Source organism: Nostoc sp. NMS8 (assembly GCF_017115045.1).
Classification (GTDB): domain Bacteria; phylum Cyanobacteriota; class Cyanobacteriia; order Cyanobacteriales; family Nostocaceae; genus Nostoc.
Map to the genome: position 1 here is coordinate 1 of NZ_JABXKK010000085.1, position 20497 is coordinate 20497.

The following is a 20497-nucleotide window of genomic DNA, read 5'->3' on the forward strand; positions in this document are numbered from 1 at the left end:
ACGGGAATTTCAATTCCCGGCGGACAAGCGGTTTCGCGTTAAGTTGACACCAATGGCATCCTGCCTGCCCTCATTATGCAATTTGAATGCCGATTAGCCGATGAGAAACTAAGCAAAACGATGTTAATATACCTCTTGCAAAAAAGTTTTGTGGTATGATTAGAGGTTTTATAAAAAATCCATATCAAAATCTATACAGAGAACTTTTGTTACCTCATTGGGATGTCTGATAAAGATAGGAAGCAAATTTTTATAACCCATCACTATACCATAATTTATTTTTGCAAGAGGTCTAATATCTAGAGTGAAATTACTACTCTAAAGCCACAAATCCTCAGTCCACCATCTGACTCATTCCAACTGCGACTGGCGCTGCGACAAAGTTCTGCATTGAAACTCCAAGAACCACCGCGTAGCACTCGGCGATTAATATCACCACCAACTTCCCAAGCTGTTCCATCTAAGGGTGCATCGTTATAATTGTTGTGCCACGAATCAGCACACCATTCCCAAACTAGCCCGTGCATATCATATAATCCAAAGGCGTTGGCGACTTCAAAACTGCCAACGTTTGTTGTTTCTTTACGGAATTTACTTTTTGGTTCCATAGTGCAGCTAACTAACTCAGGGGTAATGGTTTCACCAAAGTGGAAGGATGTTGTAGTTCCAGCACGACAAGCATATTCCCATTCAGCCTCACTTGGTAAACGATAGTCGCGTCCAGTTTTTTCTGATAGCCTGAGACAGAATTCTACAGCTTCATACCAAGATACATTTTCTACTGGTCTATCTAAACCTTTGAATTTCGATGGATGAGGATTTAAAGTTTGTTTGACTTTAGGTAAAGCTGCGACTACTCTCCATTGTGCTTGAGTTATGGGAAATTTCCCCATAAAAAATGGTTCGACGGTAACTTGATGTTGAGGACGTTCGTCAGCATCTCCTTCAAACTCTGGTGAACCCATCATGTAAGTACCGCCAGGAATTGATACCATTTCTAATGTGACAGACTTACTCAATTCTTCGGCAAAGAAGTTAGTATTGCAACTCATGCGGTTGACTTCTCTACCACCTGTGTCTACTGTCACTACATCAAATTCAAAGGTTTCTAAGGGAAGTAATGGTACGATTATTTTTTGTGGTAGCGGCGGTAATATAGGTTGAGGCATCGAAACAATTTTTAGGACAACAGGTTCAATGTTCGATGTTATAAACTTCAAATCGTTGATAACTTCTACTGCTGTTTGATATCTTTCACTTGGTAAATGTTTGAGTAATTTATCTAAAATTTTCCCTAAGTCGTCGCTGATAGTAATACCTTTTTGCTGTAAACGTTCGCGCCACAACCATTTAGCATTCATGGCATCATAAATAGGATCTTTAACTTGTCCAGAAGCATCCTGAAAAGGCAAACATTGAGTTAAAAGACGCACACAAGTTACACCCAAAGCATACAAATCACTGCCGTGACAAGCAAATCCAGCCATTTGTTCTGTTGGGGCATAGCCAAGGGTATAAATTACTGTAGCTTGTCTGCCTATACTGGTTTGTGTTACTTGTTTAGCACCGCCAAAGTCAATTAATACGGGTTTTTTATCACTGGCACGACGGATAATATTTTCTGGTTTGATATCCCGATGAATGACGTTATGGGTATGAATGAATTCCAGAACTGGCAATAAATCAGCTAAAAGTTCCCAAATTTGTTGTTCGCCATAAATTTGTTGCTGAACTTCTTGTAAGAGAGTTTTTCCTTGAATAAACTCTTGTACGAGATACAAACTAGTACCTTGTTCAAAATAAGCTAGTAATCTGGGAATTTGGGTATGATTTTCTCCCAATTCATACAACCGAAAAGCCTCTTCTTTAAAAAATTCTGCTGCTTTCGTGCGTTGTCCTGTTCCTTGAAATTGTGGGAAAAATTGCTTGATGACGCAAGGCGCGTTTAGTCTATCGACATCTTCTGTAGCATAGGTTCTACTAAATCCACCTTCACCTAAGAGTCTTAATACGCGGTAACGGTTTCTGAGAAGTTTGCCAAAGTTGCTTTGTCCGCAACTCACGCAAAATCTATTGCTATCAGAGTTGAATGGATTTGAGCAATTGGGATTTTGGCAGATTTGCATAATGAGGGGGAAATAGCATCTTCTCCAAAGTTAGCCCCAATATTATCTAATTGAAAACAGTTATGTAGAGAAGCGAACACGGAAGTTTATTCATGTGTTTAAAACTATCTTTCACACGAGGATCAAGAATTAATAAATTCTATTTATTTGCTTATCTATAGTAAGACGTTATGCTAGCAGAAAGTCTGGCAAATTGCCATGATATTAGTAATTTATGGCAAGCCCAATGCACCCTAAGTAATATAGCTGTTGTTCGCTATTCCAAAAAGTTCACTAAGAACCAAACACCCTATAATTTTTATAAGAAGAATTCAGAACACAGGAGCGGAACCGCAGACTCCGAAAGCTCGGGGCTAAACCTTAGCTATCCGCTAACAGTATTAATTATGTACGAGTGGGTTATAAATATTGATTGCTTAAAGCGAGTGTAATAGTGGGCAAAACTAGTATTAAGTATATTCACCTTAAAATTCTATCCCTTTATGGGTAGAGTATTCTAAATTTTGAATTATAAATTCTGTATTCTGACTCTTAGTTTATTGCCAATTGTGACTCTTATTTGAAATTTTTATTCTCTCCCGAAACGCGAATTAACTCAGCGACAAGAGCAACGATCGCAGATACAGAAATTAACATTACACTTAAAGCATTAATATCAGGTTTAACTCCTGTTCTAATGCGGCTAAAAATTTCCATTGGTAAGGTGTTAGAACCGCTACCAGCTGTAAAACTGGCAATGAGAAAGTCATCTAAGCTGAGGACAAAAGCCAAGAGACAACCAGCGACAATCCCAGGCATTAATTGAGGTAACAATACTTGGATGAAAGCTTGGGTTGGTGTAGCGCCTAAATCTAGTGCTGCTTCTTCTAAGTGTGGATCTAAATTAGTCAGTCGGGAAGCAACTACAAGTCCGACGTAGGCGAGACAAAACACTATATGGGCTGCAACTATCGTCCACAAACTTAAAGGGATTGCAAAGGCCGCTAGACATACTAGGGTAGCCACTGCGATCGCAATATCAGGAATAATCAATGGTAGGTAAGCAACACCCCGATATAATTTCTTACCAGGAAATTCGTAACGCGCCAACCCAACCGCCATCAAGGTTCCTAGCACTGCTGAAATTGCCACAGCACAACCAGCAACAATCATACTATTTTGCAAAGCCGATAAAATGCGATCGTCGCTAAACAACTTGCGATACCAGTCGAGAGTGAATCCTTGCCAAGTTGCACTGTAGGGCGATTGATTGAAGCTATAAAAGCTAAGTACCAGTATGGGCAGGTACATGAACACAAACATCAGCACTGAGAAAACCGCCTGCCATGAGACACGCGGTTTTTTGAGAGATGGAGAGATATTCACGCTTATATATGATTTTTATTGATAGCAATACAAAATATCATATTTAATGTAATAAGTCAACTATCTAACTCTCCTTCAAAGACGCAATGCGAGTTGTGCTACGCGTCTTGTCGCAATTCTTTTTTTGACTGCCGCTCTATACCTAGAACTAAAGTTTTCTTCCTTCTGCCTCCTGCGTTTCTTAAATCTACCTTTTGGACAACCACAATTTATCCTTGTACGGAAAGCCGTCCAAATAGTCTCTACACATTTTATTCTTTAATTAACATTTTAAAATCAGATAATTGATAGTTATAAATAGAGTTTTTTCGCCCAATTTAACCATTAAAAGCTAGTTTTTGATGATTTGATCAAGTTCCTATTTAGAAAATAAATCTATATTGAAAACTGCAAAAAATAATACAAAAATTTATAAATGAGAATATATTTACCTCTTTAGGAGTGGGTAATTTCCGTACTAGGATAGACAAAAAGTATAGAAGTAAGAGCGTAAGATTTGAAGGGAATTGTTAATAAGTTTAATATCTGAAGTTACTTTCTGATGCCAAAGTGAATCAATTATAAGCACTAAAACAACAGAAATAAAAAACTTCTCAAGTTTGATTTTTTAGGAGGTTTATGATGAGAATTGCTCAAATAGCTCCATTGTGGGAAAGAGTACCGCCTCCAGCTTATGGTGGCATAGAGTTAGTAGTAGGGTTACTGACCGATGAATTAGTCCGACGCGGACACGAAGTAACTCTATTTGCATCGGGCGATTCTATTAGTCTGGCAAAACTAATGTCAGTTCATCCACGTGCCCTCAGACTCGATCCTACTATCAAAGATTACGGCATTTACGAGATGCTGAATATCGCTTCAGTGTACGAACGTGCAGAAGAGTTTGATATTATTCACTCCCATATCGGATATGGGGCACTAGCTTACGCAAATCTTGTCAAAACCCCTACGGTTCATACGTTGCACGGTATTTTTACCCCTGATAACGAAAAGATGTTTAGTTTTGGTAAAAAACAACCCTACGTCAATATTTCCAATTCACAACGAGAACCAAGGTTAGGGTTGAACTCTATAGCAACGGTTTATAACGGGATTGATGTCAGTAGTTATGAGTTTCACTCTCAACCACAAGATCCCCCTTACCTGGCGTTTTTGGGTCGAATGTCTCCTGAAAAAGGAGTGCATTTAGCTATAGAAATTGCCAAACTTGCCGGTTGGCATTTAAAAATGGCAGGTAAGATAGATACCGTTGATCTGGAATACTTTGAGAAGGAAATCAAACCACACATTGATGGAGAGCAAATTGAATATCTGGGTGAAGCGAACCATGCTCAAAAAAATGCCCTCATGGGTGGTGCAGTCGCAACTCTGTTCCCCATTACCTGGCGAGAACCCTTTGGATTGGTAATGATTGAGTCAATGGCTTCGGGTACGCCAGTGATTGCAATGAAATTGGGGTCTACTGAAGAGGTAATTTCTCACGGTAAGACGGGTTTTCTTTGCAATAATATCCAAGAGTGCATCAGTGCCATCGATCGCAGCATAGAGTTAGACCGCTATGCCTGTCGTCAGTATGTAGAAGACCTTTTCAGCGTCAGGCACATGACTGATGGCTATGAAACAGTTTATAAACAAGTAATAGCAGAACGATTTTCCCAAAATGGGCATTTCCGCAGTTTAGTTAATTTAGCTAGCTAGCGCATTTAAATATCACATTTGTGTAATCATCGTAGGAATGCACATCTGTACATTTTCACCAAGTAATGCTATCGCTCCATTTTCCCAACATTTTAGCACTCACTCCTGGAACTCGTTCTAAGTCTTGTAAAGATGTAAATTTTTGCTGTTGACGACTAATAATTATTCGCTGTGCTAACTTTTTACCTACGCCAGGGAGAGTTGCCAATTCTTCTAAAGTTGCGGTGTTGATATTTACTTTTTGAATTGCTTGTACTTCACTTGATGAAGAAGTTTTTATTTGCGGACACCGTGTTTGTTCTAATTTAATTTTTTCTTGAACTGCTGGCGGTAATCCGGGTTTAATTTTGCTATAAAGACGCGCAAATTCTCGGACATAATGGGCAGCAATTATCGGATTTTCAATTACTACAAGAGTTTCATCGTTACCATTATTGGCAGCATCAGACCAATTATGAGAACCTGTAATTACTGTTTGACTATCAAGAACACCAAATTTGTGATGCAATAAATCACCTTTGGCTAACACAGGTACGCCCACGGTAGTAATTGGATTTGACCAAGGATGATTGTCAATTTCATATTTACATTTGTTACTGAGAGCAACCCCCATCATGTCTAATGCTTCGCTGTAAGGACGGTAGGCAAATTGTGGTTCAATTAAAGCGCGAATTTCTACGCTTTGTTGATGGCGTTTTTCTAAAATATTGGCAAGACGCTGTTCGGAAAGAACAAATAACGCCATGTCAATAGATTGGGTTGCTGAATCTAAAGTTTTGCCAATTAAACCATTACTACTATTACTCCAAGGTTGAATTGGAGAAGTAGGCGAAAATTGCACAGTAATTTTGGTGTTACCTAAAGTTATTTGTTTAGGTAAACGCATCGGCTTTTTTAAACCAAATCGGCTATCTGGTTGACCTCCTGGCCCATCCCCCCACATAATATTAAACTCTTCTGTAAATAAAGATGCTAATTCTGGGCTGTCAATCTGCAATAAATTATTGGCATTGCCTAAACTGCTGGAATTTGTAAAATCTCCAGAGGTGTCACTTAATGTAAAATTTGCTGAAGTGATAATTACAAGGCGATTGTCCACAATCACAAATTTGTGATGCATCAAACTGCTACCTGCTGAACCATCTGCTCGATCGTCTAGCCAGGGAATTTTGGCATTCTGCAAAATCATTAAAGCATCTCTTTGATTGATTTCTGTTGGACTAAGTTGATTATCTTGGTTAATATCGATAAATTTGCGGGATTCATTATAGCGTTCCCGTTCTCTTTTATCTAACTTATCGACTTCCGTAGATGTTAAGCTACTCCAAGGTCGGCTATAGGTATTTTCTAAAATTATCCTGACTTTTACCCCAGCTTTTTGTCTATCAGCCAGTGCTTGGGCAACTTTGGGTAAACGTAATTCTTGTACCGCCACATCTACTGTAGATTTAGCGTGCGTAATAGCATCGGCAATCTGTTTTTCTAAATCATCCCCAAGGCGAGTTTGCTGACGGTAAGTTTCTTGGTATTCTGAAGACTCAGAATGGTTAAAGTAAACTTGAACTAGCGGATCTTGTGGTAAGGGTGCTGGACGCTGACTAGAAGACTGGACTCGTTGACAACCAGCGAGGGAGAATATCAGTAAAAAGATATATAAAAAATATCTTTGGCTAGAAATAAGTTGCACTGTAATCTGTTAAAAGTGGATTGGGAGTGGACATATTTATCATTCCCAAAATTTTGCGTTCTGAATGAAGTAGAGAAATAGCTTTCCTAGTATTGGGAAAAATCCATTGCTAAAGGCAGAATTACAGAGATTTTTTCAGGATTTGTCCACCAAAACTGTATATGCTGACAAGAACAGCAGCCTACTACTAACCTGTGTTCTCACCATTATTCGGTTATATGCAAATTTATTTAGATTACAGCGCCACTACACCCACTCGAAAAGAAGCGATCGCAGTTATGCAAACAATCCTCACTCAACAGTGGGGCAATCCCTCCAGCTTACATGAGTGGGGACAACGGGCAGCAACGGTTGTGGAACTAGCTAGAGTCCAAGTTGCTGGTTTAATTAACGCCGCCACTCCTGAATCGATCGTTTTTACCTCTGGCGGCACTGAAGCAGATAATTTGGCGATTATGGGTGTGGCTCGGTTGTATGCTGTTCCTCAACATCTAATTATTTCCAGCGTTGAGCATTCCGCAATTTCTGAAACAGCACGATTTCTAGAAACTTGGGGTTGGGAAGTTACACGCCTGTCCGTAGATATGAAAGGCAGAGTCAATCCCTTAGATTTAAAGGCGGCGTTGCGACATAACACAGTTTTAGTTTCTATAATTTACGCTCAAAGTGAAGTTGGGACTGTCCAACCGATCGCAGAACTGGGTAAAATTGTGCGATCGCATGGTGCTTTATTCCATACAGATGCGGTGCAAGCTGCGGGACATTTACCCATAGATGTGCAACAACTGTCTATAGATTTACTTAGTCTTTCTAGTCATAAAATATATGGCCCCCAAGGTGTAGGGGCGCTGTATGTGCGTCCTGGCGTGGAATTGATGCCTTTAATAGCTGGTGGTGGACAAGAGATGGGATTGCGTTCTGGTACGCAAGCAGTACCAATAATTGCCGGATTTGGTATCGCAGTAGAATTAGCAGCCAAAGAATTGGCTACAGAAACACCACGTTTAATTGAGTTACGCGATCGCGCCTTTGCCCAATTAGCTGAGATTCCTGGTTTAATTGCTACAGGGGATAGCTGCGATCGTTTACCTCACCATGTCAGTATGTGCTTAGAAAACACTGATGGTAAAAAATTGAGCGGTAAAACCTTGGTACGACAGTTAAACCTTGCAGGCATCGGCATCAGTGCTGGTGCTGCGTGTCACAGTGGTAAACTTAGCCCCAGCCCGATATTGTTAGCGATGGGCTATTCCGAAAAAGCCGCTTTGGGCGGAATTCGCATCACATTGGGGCGTGATACGACGGAAGCTGATATAGATTGGACAGTGATGGTGTTGAAGCAAGTTTTGCAAAGGCTGACACCGGATTTATCTTTAGTTAAGCGTTAAATTATTGGCAACGCTACTAAGATTTCAACCGTGTAAAGTTATATGTCAAAAATTAACCAGATCCAAAATGAACTACGGCAACAAAGCGGTGAAAAGTTCCAAAAGATTGCCGATGCTTACCTTCACAAAAAAGGATATGAGCAGATCAATCCCCTTGGATCTGTAATTGGCGCTGACAAAGTGAGGACAGGAACTCCTGATACATTAGTAGTGCTACCCAATGGAAAGTATGTCTTTGCAGAATACACAACAGAGAAAAAAGGAGTTGCTCTGAAATTTAAGAAAGACCTCGACAAGTGCTTTGATGAGGTAAAAACGGGAATATCTGTTGAAGAAATCCAAGAGATAGTTTTATGTCACACATCGATGCTTTCCCCAGACGAAGAAGTTTTATTGAGGAAGGAATGCGAGAACCGGGGAGTCAACCTTAATATCTTTGGTCTTGGCCCTATATCTTATGATCTTTACCAAAAATATCCAGGCATTGCAAGAGATTTCCTTGGAGTTGAGGTAGATACAGGACAAATCGTTGATCTTGATGAATTTATTAAGGCTTACGATAAAAAAGCGGCTACTCCTCTTAATACAACTTTCCACTTTCGAGAGGAAGAGTTAGAGCAAGTATCGCAAGGATTAAATAACAGTAATCTTGTTATTGTGTCTGGCAAGGCAGGCATTGGTAAATCTCGATTGGCGCTCGAATGTTGCAATCAATTTTTAGCAAGTCACCCTGAATATCAGGTTAGATGTATTTTTATTCGAGGAGCAGATATTTTTGAGGATCTCCGTGTCTATTTTTCAGAACCGGGTTGTCACCTCATTTTTGTAGATGATGCAAATCGGGTCAACTCATTTGATTACTTCATTCAAATCCTTCATGATCAACGCGAGGATCAACAAATAAAGGTCATTGCTACTGTTCGAGATTATGCCTTTGAAAAAGTTAAGGAATTAGCGCAGTCCTATAGAAATTGGACTGAGGTAGAGCTAAACTCTTTGGATGAGAATCAGATAAAGCAAATACTTCAGGATGAGTACGAAATTTTTAATCGCCTCTATCTTAACAGAATTGCCGACATTGCACAAGGAAATCCTCGTATTGCAATCATGACCGCACTGTTAGCAAAACGAGAAAATAGACTTGAAAGCATTAATAATGTATCTAATGTTTACGACGAGTATTACTCTTCAATCCGAAAAGATTTGCAAGAATTCGGTGATGAAAACCTCTTGAAAGCTGCTGGTATTGTTACATTTTTTAGGAGGGTAGATCGTTCAAATGAAAAGATGATGGAGGAAATTGAGACAGCATTTGGTATTAGCCAAGAAGTTTTTTGGAGAGCTGTTTGCCAGCTACATGATCATGAATTGCTCGATATGTACGGGAATGAGATTGTGCGAGTCTCGGATCAAGTTCTCGCTACCTATCTTTTTTACCTTGCCTTCTTTAAGGAAAAATTACTCAATTTCGCTGTTCTTCTAAATCACTTTTTCCCTCAGCTTCAGTATCGAATTGTTGACGCTCTCAATCCCGTTATGAATACCTTTGATCGTGAAAGAATCATAGAGGTAATACGTCCACACGTTAATCAAGCATGGCAAACATATCAAAATGCAGGAGACGAAAAAAACCTGATGCAGTTAATACAGGTGTTCTGGTTTCTCAAGCAAACAGATATCCTTGTATATATTCAGAGCTGTATTTCTGCAATGGAACCGGAATTAGCAGACCTCTCTAACTTGGAAATTAAGGCTAACTCTAATATCCCATCACTTTCTCTCCTCAGCATACTAGGGTTATTCAACCATTCAGATAAGAATAATCTTCAAATGGCATTAGAGCTTATTTTAGAGTATGTCACAAAACGACCGACCGAAATATCGCAAGTGCTTTATCTTCTCGCCGAACGATTTAGGTTTGATCACGAATCTTATCGTTATGGATTTGATATTCAGCAGATAGTAATTGATGTACTGTGGGAACGGGTTGAAGATGGTGAAAGTATAATGTTTTCAAAGCTATTTATTGCGGTGGGTGAATATTATCTTTACACCGACTTCAACACTACCAGGATGAAAGGGAAAGGGATCAACATCTTTAACTTCACGTTACCACCAACGCCAGAAATAGTTGAACTTAGACAAGAAATTTGGCAGAGGATATTCCAACTTTATCAACTAACTATTCTCAAGGAAGATGTGCTTAATCTTCTTTACAACTACAGTACATCAGGCTACACAGTCTCAGTAAATGAAATAATTATCCAAGATTCATCAGAGGTGCTTCCTTTCATTGAATCATATCTGGATGCCAGTAACTATTCTCATTGCCTCATAGTTCAAAACTACTTAGACAAATTAGAGGATAAAAAATTAGAAATCTGCCAGAATGACCATCAAAACCTTGTTTTGCTTAAACTGATGGCTAATCTTTGGAGATGTCTATTGTGTGAAACTTTACGCGATTTGTTTACGAATAAAACCTATAGAATGTCTGAAATTATTATTTCTGATCGACTAGAGAGACGACATTTAAATCTAGAATATGAGGAATACGAGCAACTTAGACAGCAACGAATTCAAGATTTTTTTGTAACCTATAACTTGGAAGACTACAAGCAATTCTTTGAGCAATGCCTTGAGATTCAGGAGGAAATAGACCGCCGAAATCATAATATATACCATTTTCCAAGCCAAATAGCCAGAGTGCTTATTAATCTGGCAAATCGAGATCCACAACTCTATTCTGATGTAGTGAAAAATTACATTAGCCTTGGAAATCCACTGAAGATTAATGATTTTCGACTTATCAATCACCTAATTCAAGTTTTAGGTATTGATAAAACTTTTGAAATTATCAACCAAAGTTCTTATTCTTTAAAAAGAAAGTGGTTGTTTGACTTTTATAGTTTATTACCTCAAGAACTGATTAGAGAAGAACATCTAGTTCAGCTTTATAGCCTCTATATAGAAAGTGAGGCAGGTGAGATACCAGACGATTTGGATTTTGTTCTTAAATATCATGTCCTGGATGAAAATGTCTTGCTTAAGATAGTCAAAATTCTCCTGGCAAATGGTTCTAAAAACTCCAATAAATCTTACCCATTATCATGCTTATTTGATAGATACAAAGTTAGTACAGTTTTGCTTAAGTATTTCGATAATCAATTGGATGTACTAAAAAAAGCTTATCTTCAAGTCCTGAAAAATGACTGGAATATAGATGATGATGGAAAATACTTTGCTTATATTCTAAAATGCGATCCAGAATTCATCCTTGAATACATGGAGTGGATTTATCACCCAGAATATCAATCATATCATTTTGATAATAGACGAGATTATTCCTTTCTATGGCGATGTGACAACCATGAGAACCTGATGACGCAGATAATTGAATATATTTATCAACAGGATAAGGAGTATCTTAGCTTAGGCTCTATTAGACTTAGCAAATTTTTCATTCTCAGTGCAGATGGAAAAGACAATACAACTTTGTGGGAACGGCAAGATCATATCCTGGTAAAATCACTAGAATTTCGATGTGATGACATTCCATTTAGCCAGTTTATATTTGATATAATTACAAACTTCTCATATGAAAGAAGACATTACTTTGTTGATTTTTTTATAAAAAATAACAGAAAAATTGATGACTTTAAAAAACTTCGCCTAGAACCTAGCTCTTGGAGTAGTTCAGGAAGTCGGGTTCCCATGTATCAGAAGCAGCTTGAGTATTTAGAGTCGTTGCTTCCACTTTTCAATAAAGTAGCTTTTCTGGAACATAAGCAATACGTAGAAGAACTTATTAAGGGGCTACGGGAAGAAATTGAAAAAGAAAAGAAGCGGGACTTCATATATGACTAGGTTATGAAATACTAGTTAATTTAAGGAGAAAAACACCATGAACACTGCTAAAATTGCCACTGATGGTACTCATCAAATGGTTATTTTACCCGAAGACTTTCAACTTACTGGGACTGAAGTTTACATCAAAAAAATTAGTAACGTCATTGTCCTGATTGCCAAAGACAACCCTTGGGAATCCCTCATTGATAGTCTAGACAATTTCTCTGATGACTTCATGAATTCTATAGTTCAGCCAATTATTGACACTAGAGAAAGTTTTTAAATGCGATACCTGCATGAATTGCTCCTACTTAAAAATCTGTTTCAACTCAATAAATTCCAAAATTTTAGGGGTGGTTTCATAACCACCCCTTTATTCCCCTGAATATTTAGAATTTACTTGCAGCCCCTTAATGGGAAGTTAATTTACTCAGAAATATTAATTGAACTTTCAACTTGAGAATTAGCCAATGTTGGTGCAGAAAAAATCCGTGAGTACAGACTTGATGGTTGTTGATGAGCAACTACTGGTAGAACTTGACGAGCATGAGTGGCTAATTCTACTGCCTTTACATCATAAGTCTGCGTTGCTAATTTGGGATAGAAACCAATTCCGATAATTGGTAGCAGCAAACAAGCGGTAATAAATATTTCGCGGGGTTTGACATCAGATATTACAGCATCCAAGTGCAACTCTTGACTTTGCTCACCATAAAACACTTGGCGCAGCATCGACAGTAAATAAATTGGTGTCAAAATTACGCCAATGGCTGACAGCAGCACAACTACAATTTTGAAGCTGGAACTGTAAACATCACTGGTGGCGATACCGAGAAATACCATTAACTCACCTACAAAACCACTCATTCCAGGTAAGGCAAGAGAAGCCATTGAACCAATGGTAAACAAAGCAAAGGTTTTGGGCATTACCTTGGCCATACCGCCCATTTTATCCATCATCAAGGTGTGGGTGCGATCGTAAGTCACGCCAGAGAGGAAGAACAAGCTAGCAGCAATCAAGCCGTGGGAAACCATTTGTAGCACTGCACCGCTGATTCCTAACTCTGTGTAGGAAGCAATGCCAATCAGCACAAACCCCATGTGGGCAATTGAAGAGTAAGCCAGGCGGCGTTTGAGATTGGTTTGGGCAAAGGCACAGCAAGCACCGTAGACAATGTTAACCACACCCAAAATTGCTAACACTGGGGCAAAAGTCACATGGGCATTGGGCAACATTTCCACATTGAAGCGGATGAGGGCATAACCACCCATTTTTAACAACACGCCAGCCAAAATCATCGAACCGGGTGCTGATGCTTCACCGTGGGCATCAGGTAGCCAAGTGTGTAAAGGGAAAATTGGTAACTTCACACCGAAGGCAATCAAGAAACCTGCATAAACCAATAATTCCAAGGTTTTGGGATATTCTTTCATTCCCAGAGTCGCCATATCGAAGGTGACGGTATCTCCAGAGAATGCTATTGCAAAACCAGCAATCAAGATAAATATTGATGCAGCGGCGGTGTAAAGGATGAATTTGGTAGCTGCATAACGGCGGTTTTGTCCTCCCCAGATGGAAATCAGCAGGTAAACCGGCACTAACTCGATTTCCCACATTAGGAAGAACAACAACAAATCTTGGGCGACAAATACGCCAAGTTGGGCGCTGTACATCGCTAACATCAAACCATAAAATAATCGCGGCTTGGTGGTAACTTTCCAAGCCGCGAATATTGCGAGGGTATTTATTAAGCCTGTCAGAAGTAGCAAGGGCATCGATAAACCATCAACCCCCACAGCCCAATGCAAACCTAATTGCGGTATCCAGGGATAGTTTTCTACAAGTTGCAGTGTTGAACTCTGAAAGTCGTACTTATACCAAAAGGCATAAATCATCAGTGCAAAGTCGGCAAAAGCAACTCCCAAACCATACCACCGCACAGTTCTACCTTCTTTGTCTGGGATCAGGGGGATGGCTAAGGCTGCCACTAAGGGTAAGAGGATTATGGCTGTTAGCCAGGGAAATTCAATAGCATTCATCACTTCTGACAATCAATTTGACTTCTCGCTTTTGGTTACATTATATTAAGGAGTCTTTACTTTTGTAAACATTGTTGAGCTTTAAAAGATTAAATTTTTAATGTCGATAAGAATATATACTCGTCAAATGTCAGTTTTTCAGGATAAATAAGAATAAATACTTATCGGATTTAGCCGTTTTCCATTCAAAATGTAAACTTTTGCAACGTCAACAAAAAACGGCAGCTAAAGCTACCGTTACAATCCCGTCATATTTCATGGTTAAGCCCAATTGTCAAGGCTATTTAGTCTCTGCTTCTAAGTTGAGTCATAGACCTAACCCCCAGCCCCTTCCCTATAAGGGAAGGGGAGTAAGATTCAAAGCCTCTCTCCTCTTAGGAGAGAGGTCAATGTATTGCATACAAACGAAAAGGCTAAAACATTAAACAATCCGGTTGACAATTGTCCAAACTTCCCCATCTGAGCGGACATAGGGGACGGAGATTGTTTTGAACCCAGTAATGAAGGGCTTGTAATAAATCTGCCAATACATTGGACTGAGTTGATTGGCACAAGCTTTAAGAAAACGGACTTCTGCCGCCAGTTCACCTGCTAGCTGATTAATGCGTTCAGCATGAATCTGAGCAACTTCTTTCGCCTCCTCTAGCTGCTGCTGGAGTATAAGTTGCTTTGATTCACCTTGCGATCGCACTAACTTACCTTGTTTTTGTTTGATCTGGGCTTCCAAAGCGGCGATCGCCGCATCGATGCCTTGGAGTTCAACTGATAATTGGGCATTTTCTCTGGCTTGACGGCGGTACGCTTCCACCATTGCCTGGGGTGAATCATTCTCGCCAGAGATGACATTATTAATAGTGAGTGCGGCGCGTTCTTCTAAAAGAATCTGTATTTGGGAGTTAAGCGCCGCCATTTCAGCCTGAATTTGCTCCATAAATCGACTTTTAAGTGCTGAGTGAAATAGTCATCTGATTTTTTAAAAAATTTTTGCGCCTTGGGTATCGAGAGAAAGCGATCGCACCTCGGCTTTAATTCCTTCTTCTTGCCAAGCAGCTAACATCGCCGCCTCCACTGCCTCTGAGTGTAACTTATCTGCCAAAGCTAACAGTGTTGGCCCCGCACCACTAATCACCATACCATAAGCACCAGCGCTAACAGCTGCGATGTTAAGAGCATCATAACCAGGAATCAAAGCTTTACGATATGGTTGATGCAATCTATCTTGTAGAGCTGTCTTTAACCATTGTCCGTTACCAGTTTCCAGGCCGCGCAACAATAACCCCAAATGCGCTGTATTGAAAATCGCATCAGCACGACTTACTTCTGTTGGGAGAACACCCCGCGCTTCGGAAGTGGAAAGTTCAAAATCAGGAATAGCCACAACTGCGACAACATCTTTATGCCAGGGAACATCACAAACTTCCCAAGCTGTGCCACTGGTAGCAGCGAGACGACATCCTCCCAACAAAGCTGGAACTACATTATCAGGATGTCCTTCCATTGCGATCGCTAATTCCATTACCTGTGACTGACTGATCGGCGTACCCTCAAGTTGATTAGCAGCAACCAAGCCAGCAACAATTGCTGTGGCTGAACTACCCAAACCCCTTGCTAACGGAACACCTAACTTAATCTCTATTTTTACAATGGGCGGTGTTTGCTCTATATGTTGATAGAACTTAACAAATGCTTGGTAGAGGAGATTATTTTCATCAGTTTGGACTCGTTCAGCTTCCGTACCAGTAACATGAATAGTTAGCCCACCCTCTTCTAAACGAGTGAACTTGAATTGGTTGTATAGCTTTAAAGCTACACCGATGCAATCAAAACCAGGCCCCAAATTAGCAGTTGTGGCGGGAACGGTAACAGTGATACTAGAAACAACAGGCATTGGTAAAACTCACTAATCATCAACCAGCATCCCACGTATTGGTAGCACTTTGAGGCTAGTACCGCAAGGCGGAATTCAAAATGACGCTCTCTACGTTCGCGCAGCGTGTCGTAGATAGACGCTGTGCGTAGCAAGATCCCCGCAGGGGTACGCAGACTAGCTAACAAAGTTCAAAATTAATACAGCGTGAGCGTTTCATTGATTTTGAATGGGTGGTTTCTTTACGCCGTGTTGTACTAGTTTTTGGTCGTTATTAACGATACTTTGATCTCTTGTTCCTTTATCCATCTTCCAAGCCTTGAGTTGCAGTAGTTGTGGCTCAGTAAAAATTCTATAGCGGTTCTCAATTGCGTGAAATACAGACCTAACCCCCAGCCCGTTCCCTACTAGCGTTGGGGAGTAAGCTTCAAAGCCTCTCTCCTTTTAGGAGAGAGGTCAAAATGTATTGCATCCAAACAAGAAGCGCTATATGTCTAATTGCCATGAGTGATTTAGGACTGCTATATTACAGATACACTATAAAAGATTACAAATTCCAAAAAATATAATTTGCAGAATTTGTAATTTACAAGGTTTTAATAAAGGTCTTAAAAGTGATTTATAAAAACCATTAGCACACATATCAAATATTAGTAAAATCGGAAAATATATGAAATTTAGAACCTTCCAATATCCTTTTGCACTCATGTTAATCAGCTTCAGTTTTTTGCAGACAGCTGATGCTCAAACTCCTGTAGCTGAAATCTCCAAGCTATCTCAAGAAGTTTCTGTACTTCGGAAACAAGGCCCAACAGGATTACAAGTATTTCTCAAATCTCATGCCAATACCTTAAATAGCGATTCTTCAGGTACAGTTATACCTTCCCCTGTACTCCGTGTAGCTTTAGATGAACTCTGCCAGCAACGAGACTGTTACGCCTCTCGTCTGTACTGGTACACTGATATAGAACAAGCCAAAGCTGCTGCTAAAACTAGTGGTAAACCCATTTTATCTCTACGGTTATTGGGCAGGCTGGATCAAGATCTGAGTTGTGCAAATAGTAGGTTCTTCAGAGTCGCACTGTATCCGAATGTTGAAATTTCTAAACTGCTTCAAGACCGCTTCATTTTGCACTGGCAATCAGTGCGCCCTGTACCCAAAGTAACTATTGATTTTGGCGACGGACGCAAGTTGGAGCGAACGATTACAGGCAATAGCATTCACTACATATTAGATGCATCAGGTCGTCCAATTGATGCAATTCCAGGGTTATATAGTCCCAAAGAATTTTTGCGCCAGCTACAGCAGGCTGAAGTAGCAGTAAAAAGTTACAGTAAACTTACACCAAGCGATCGCGAGTCTTTTCTAAGAAAATACCATAGCGATCACCTAAATTCAATCCAAGCTCAATGGGTTGCAGATTTATCTCGCCTGGGTATCCAGTCTCCCCCTAAATTGGTGGAAATTCCGAAAAATCCCAATCAGCCACCGACAGCAGCAATAGCAAGCTCTCTAGCAGTTTCTAAAATGAGAGTTGAAACACCAATGCTGACTGCTTTACAGTCTGATGCTGAACGGAATCAAAATGCCTTAGCGGAAATAACCGATCAGAAAGTGTGGGACAAAATCGCTCAACTATATGCTGCTGATGTCAAACTAGATCAAAACAGCATTTCTCTAATCAGAGCTAAAAAGTCTCAGTCTGCCAACACTCAGGAAGATAACTTGCCGATAATAGTAAAAAAATTTGAAGCCACAATGGCTTTAGATACAGTCAGAAATGAATACATGCTGCACAGCCAAATTCATCAATGGTTTATACAGGGTAGGCAAACAAGGAGTGTGGAAGCGCTCAATGATAAAGTATATGCCCAACTATTTTTAACTCCTAGTTCTGACCCTTGGTTGGGGCTTTTCCCCACCGACAGCTACAGTGCTATTGATAATGATGGCATCCGTTAAGTATAGGGCTTACGCAAAATATCTCTCAAACTCTGATTTCTCCGTATCCTCTGCGGTAGACTGCGGCCAGCCGCTTCGACGCTTTGCGCGTCTATGTTATTCCGTAACTTGTGCGTAAGTTCTAAAGTAAAAAGGAGTGACGAGATTTTATAGTATTGACACCTCACCCATCACTCCTTAGAAATTGCGCGTTGATTAGCTGTGACGCATTGTTAAATTACACCAGGTTACTACTTCATTTATCCTCTAACTAAAGAGGCGGATAATTATTCAGTTAATACGTGCTTTTATATACAAATGTTTTTAACTTGAGATGAAACTCCTATTACTTTGTAGGGATAGGGGTTAGGTTTTCGAGCTTTTGGTGTTAGCAATAATACTTTTAAAACATCCTCTTAAAGAAGTTGGAACTCTTGTTGTGACTTTTATTAATAGGCAACGTATTCAGGATCACAAATAAACTTAACTTATATTCTATGTCTTTGGTAGTAGTGGCTTAATTCTTGTGATGGAAGTTAGGGGAAATCTTATCAGTTATTCTTGGTAAAAATGGAAAGAATTATCATTAGTACTAAATTACTTATTGGGGGAATTACAAAGCGGGTTAAACAATAACAGCCAGAAAATAAGATTGAGATGCAGGGTTTTCCGACTGTGGAATCTTGTTTGATTTCTTTGCTAGTAATTCTTTTGACTGGCTTATCAGTTTAGTCAAAAATTAGCATAATCTTAGATCAGCAGATTTGGCACTCCTGCACTCCTATTTAGCTGAGTTTACCGAGTTGTCCCACCAGAGGTAGAAGTAATACTAAGCAAATAACATAAGATACTTTGTAAAAAAGTATCTGAGTGGCGAAAGGTCTTAATAGACACTTAGTAATTTGCTAGATTCAATTTACTTTGCTTTGAACATTTAGTTTAAATGCGACACCTATTATTTAAAAACTGGCTAATCTGTTAGAACATAAATTGTCCAAAACCAAAATAAATGTATTTTTATAAGTTCAATTGAATAACAATTGCAGTTTACAACCAGTTAAATTTTTCACTCAGAAAAATCAGGATGCTGCTATTTTTTCAAGGATTTGCCTAGTAGACTTTTTTGCTCAACCTCTGCAAGCAAGTAGCGGGAATTTATGGTGAACATAGAAAAATTTATCCAAGGCACAGAAACATTGCACAAGCGTTTAGCAGATTTATACCAAACTGCTAATATATTATCTTGGATTCCCCCGGATCTGCTGCCGCAAGCTTTTAAGGAACTCCATAACACCTCAAAAATAGTACAGTTAGCATCCGAGGAACTCTATCAGCAAAATGAGGAATTAGTACAAACACAGAATTGGTTAGAAGCAGAACGGCAACACTACCAAGATTTATTCGAGTTTGCGCCTGACGCCTATTTCGTGACTAATACAGAAGGAATCATTCAAGAAGCTAACTTCACCGCAGCTAAGTTACTCAATGTTTCAAAGCAACTTCTGGTGGGCAAACCAATGATTAACTTTGTCCCTCTAGAAGAACGCCAGCACCTTCACAGCGAACTCATTCAACTATCACAATCAGACAGAGTTAGAGAGCTATTAATACGGTTAAAAGAACGTCATGGTGAGTATTTTGATGCAGCTTTGACAGTGGCAGTTGCCCGCAATCCGCAGGGAAAGGCAACCTCTCTACGTTGGGTGATACGTAATATTACTGAACGCAAACGAGTAGAATCAGCAGTAGTCAAGAATAACGGCGACTTCTTCAAAGATCGTCCCTTAGATAAACATTCTAAAGGAGAAACTATTCCCCTCAATCCATTAGTAATTTGGTATGTTTGTCAGGGTTTAGTCAAACTCAGTACTTACTGTGAAACGGGTGAAGAAGTGCTGATAGGATTGGCAACAGCAGGAATGGTTTTTGGCTCTAGTTTGACATCTCTAAACATTTACCAAGCAACAGCCCTATCTGATGTTGAGTTGGTGTCAATTTACACGGCAGAAATAGCAGCTTCTCCAATACTTAGCCATACGCTTTTACCAAAAATTAATCAGCGGTTACAGCAAACAGAATCTTTTTTAGTCATTTGTGGAAGACGACGGGTAGAAGAACGCTTCCACCATCTATTACAACTTTTGAAACAAGAAGTGGGTGAAACTGTACCAGAGGGAACTCGCCTAAGTGTTCGCTTTACTCACGAAGATATTGCTAGTGCCTGCTGCACCACAAGGGTAACAATTACACGATTGATGGGCAAATTTCAAGAACAAGGTCTAATCAGCTTCGACTTCAAAAAACACATTATTTTGAGAGATTTTGGTTAATTAGTTCGTTGTAGATTTTACATTTTTCTTAAGCAAAGATAAGTTGCCTGCCAATCAGAAAAATTGCTGTATCCGCGAAAATATGGCTGATGTATCAAGTCCAGATTGAGGAAGTAAGTTAAGTAGCACCATGACCAAATCGCACCTGCTGAATCATAACTAATTACCCGGACATAATATAACGCGATGCCTACGGCGGGCTACG

General features: G+C 39.6%; 12 protein-coding genes. 6 read left to right on the top strand and 6 right to left on the bottom strand.

Annotated elements, in window-relative coordinates:
• Positions 1-299: 299 nt before the first annotated feature.
• Complete coding sequence (locus HWQ39_RS15820) at positions 300-2126, bottom strand: bifunctional serine/threonine-protein kinase/formylglycine-generating enzyme family protein (protein ID WP_292846659.1); 1827 nt, start codon at positions 2124-2126, stop codon at positions 300-302.
• A gap of 555 nt (positions 2127-2681) precedes the next feature.
• A complete protein-coding gene (locus HWQ39_RS15825) occupies positions 2682-3491 on the bottom strand; it encodes an ABC transporter permease (protein ID WP_366932279.1) in 810 nt (269 codons plus the stop codon).
• A gap of 621 nt (positions 3492-4112) precedes the next feature.
• Here HWQ39_RS15825 and HWQ39_RS15830 point away from each other — a divergent pair.
• Positions 4113-5189, top strand: a complete 1077-nt coding sequence (locus HWQ39_RS15830) for a glycosyltransferase family 4 protein (RefSeq protein ID WP_292847111.1) — start codon at positions 4113-4115, stop codon at positions 5187-5189.
• Positions 5190-5244: 55 nt separating this feature from the next.
• On the opposite strand, the gene HWQ39_RS15835 is transcribed toward HWQ39_RS15830, so the two are convergent.
• Complete coding sequence (locus tag HWQ39_RS15835) at positions 5245-6876, bottom strand: DUF655 domain-containing protein (RefSeq protein ID WP_292846662.1); 1632 nt, start codon at positions 6874-6876, stop codon at positions 5245-5247.
• 218 nt (positions 6877-7094) lie between these two features.
• Between HWQ39_RS15835 and HWQ39_RS15840 the strand changes: the two genes are divergently transcribed.
• The 3 genes from HWQ39_RS15840 to HWQ39_RS15850 are packed head-to-tail and all read left to right on the top strand — an operon-like array spanning position 7095 to position 12396.
• Complete coding sequence (locus HWQ39_RS15840; RefSeq protein ID WP_292846664.1) at positions 7095-8264, top strand: cysteine desulfurase family protein; 1170 nt, start codon at positions 7095-7097, stop codon at positions 8262-8264.
• A gap of 42 nt (positions 8265-8306) precedes the next feature.
• A complete protein-coding gene (locus HWQ39_RS15845) occupies positions 8307-12131 on the top strand; it encodes a hypothetical protein (protein ID WP_292846667.1) in 3825 nt (1274 codons plus the stop codon).
• A gap of 37 nt (positions 12132-12168) precedes the next feature.
• Positions 12169-12396 carry an AbrB/MazE/SpoVT family DNA-binding domain-containing protein gene (locus HWQ39_RS15850; RefSeq protein WP_292846670.1) on the top strand — a complete coding sequence of 76 codons (228 nt, stop codon included), beginning with the start codon at positions 12169-12171 and terminating at the stop codon, positions 12394-12396.
• 143 nt (positions 12397-12539) lie between these two features.
• Here the strand turns inward: HWQ39_RS15850 and HWQ39_RS15855 are convergent, their stop codons facing one another.
• The 3 genes from HWQ39_RS15855 to thrB all read right to left on the bottom strand — a co-directional run bounded on the left by HWQ39_RS15855 (position 12540) and on the right by thrB (position 16041).
• Entirely contained in the window at positions 12540-14153 is a 1614-nt protein-coding gene (locus tag HWQ39_RS15855; protein WP_292846673.1) for an NAD(P)H-quinone oxidoreductase subunit 4, read from the bottom strand.
• Positions 14154-14574: 421 nt separating this feature from the next.
• A complete protein-coding gene (locus HWQ39_RS15860; protein WP_292846676.1) occupies positions 14575-15084 on the bottom strand; it encodes a hypothetical protein in 510 nt (169 codons plus the stop codon).
• A 42-nt stretch (positions 15085-15126) separates the two neighbouring features.
• A complete protein-coding gene (gene thrB, locus HWQ39_RS15865) occupies positions 15127-16041 on the bottom strand; it encodes a homoserine kinase (RefSeq protein WP_292846679.1) in 915 nt (304 codons plus the stop codon).
• Positions 16042-16690: 649 nt separating this feature from the next.
• On the opposite strand from thrB, the gene HWQ39_RS15870 reads away from it, so the two are divergent.
• Together HWQ39_RS15870 and HWQ39_RS15875 are read left to right on the top strand one after the other, a co-directional pair.
• Complete coding sequence (locus HWQ39_RS15870) at positions 16691-17983, top strand: hypothetical protein (RefSeq protein WP_292846682.1); 1293 nt, start codon at positions 16691-16693, stop codon at positions 17981-17983.
• 1139 nt (positions 17984-19122) lie between these two features.
• Positions 19123-20292: a PAS domain S-box protein gene (locus HWQ39_RS15875; protein ID WP_292847114.1), complete on the top strand. Its 1170-nt coding sequence runs from the start codon at positions 19123-19125 to the stop codon at positions 20290-20292.
• Positions 20293-20497 lie beyond the last annotated feature (205 nt).

Bases quoted from the DNA above. Each gene is read 5' to 3' on its own strand.
- HWQ39_RS15820 (WP_292846659.1), bottom strand. From the start codon at position 2,126: ATGCAAATCTGCCAAAATCCCAATTGCTCAAATCCATTCAACTCTGAT.
- HWQ39_RS15830 (WP_292847111.1), top strand. From the start codon at position 4,113: ATGAGAATTGCTCAAATAGCTCCATTGTGGGAAAGAGTACCGCCTCCA.
- HWQ39_RS15840 (WP_292846664.1), top strand. From the start codon at position 7,095: ATGCAAATTTATTTAGATTACAGCGCCACTACACCCACTCGAAAAGAA.
- HWQ39_RS15845 (WP_292846667.1), top strand. From the start codon at position 8,307: ATGTCAAAAATTAACCAGATCCAAAATGAACTACGGCAACAAAGCGGT.
- HWQ39_RS15850 (WP_292846670.1), top strand. From the start codon at position 12,169: ATGAACACTGCTAAAATTGCCACTGATGGTACTCATCAAATGGTTATT.
- HWQ39_RS15855 (WP_292846673.1), bottom strand. From the start codon at position 14,153: ATGAATGCTATTGAATTTCCCTGGCTAACAGCCATAATCCTCTTACCC.
- HWQ39_RS15860 (WP_292846676.1), bottom strand. From the start codon at position 15,084: ATGGAGCAAATTCAGGCTGAAATGGCGGCGCTTAACTCCCAAATACAG.
- thrB (WP_292846679.1), bottom strand. From the start codon at position 16,041: ATGCCTGTTGTTTCTAGTATCACTGTTACCGTTCCCGCCACAACTGCT.
- HWQ39_RS15870 (WP_292846682.1), top strand. From the start codon at position 16,691: ATGAAATTTAGAACCTTCCAATATCCTTTTGCACTCATGTTAATCAGC.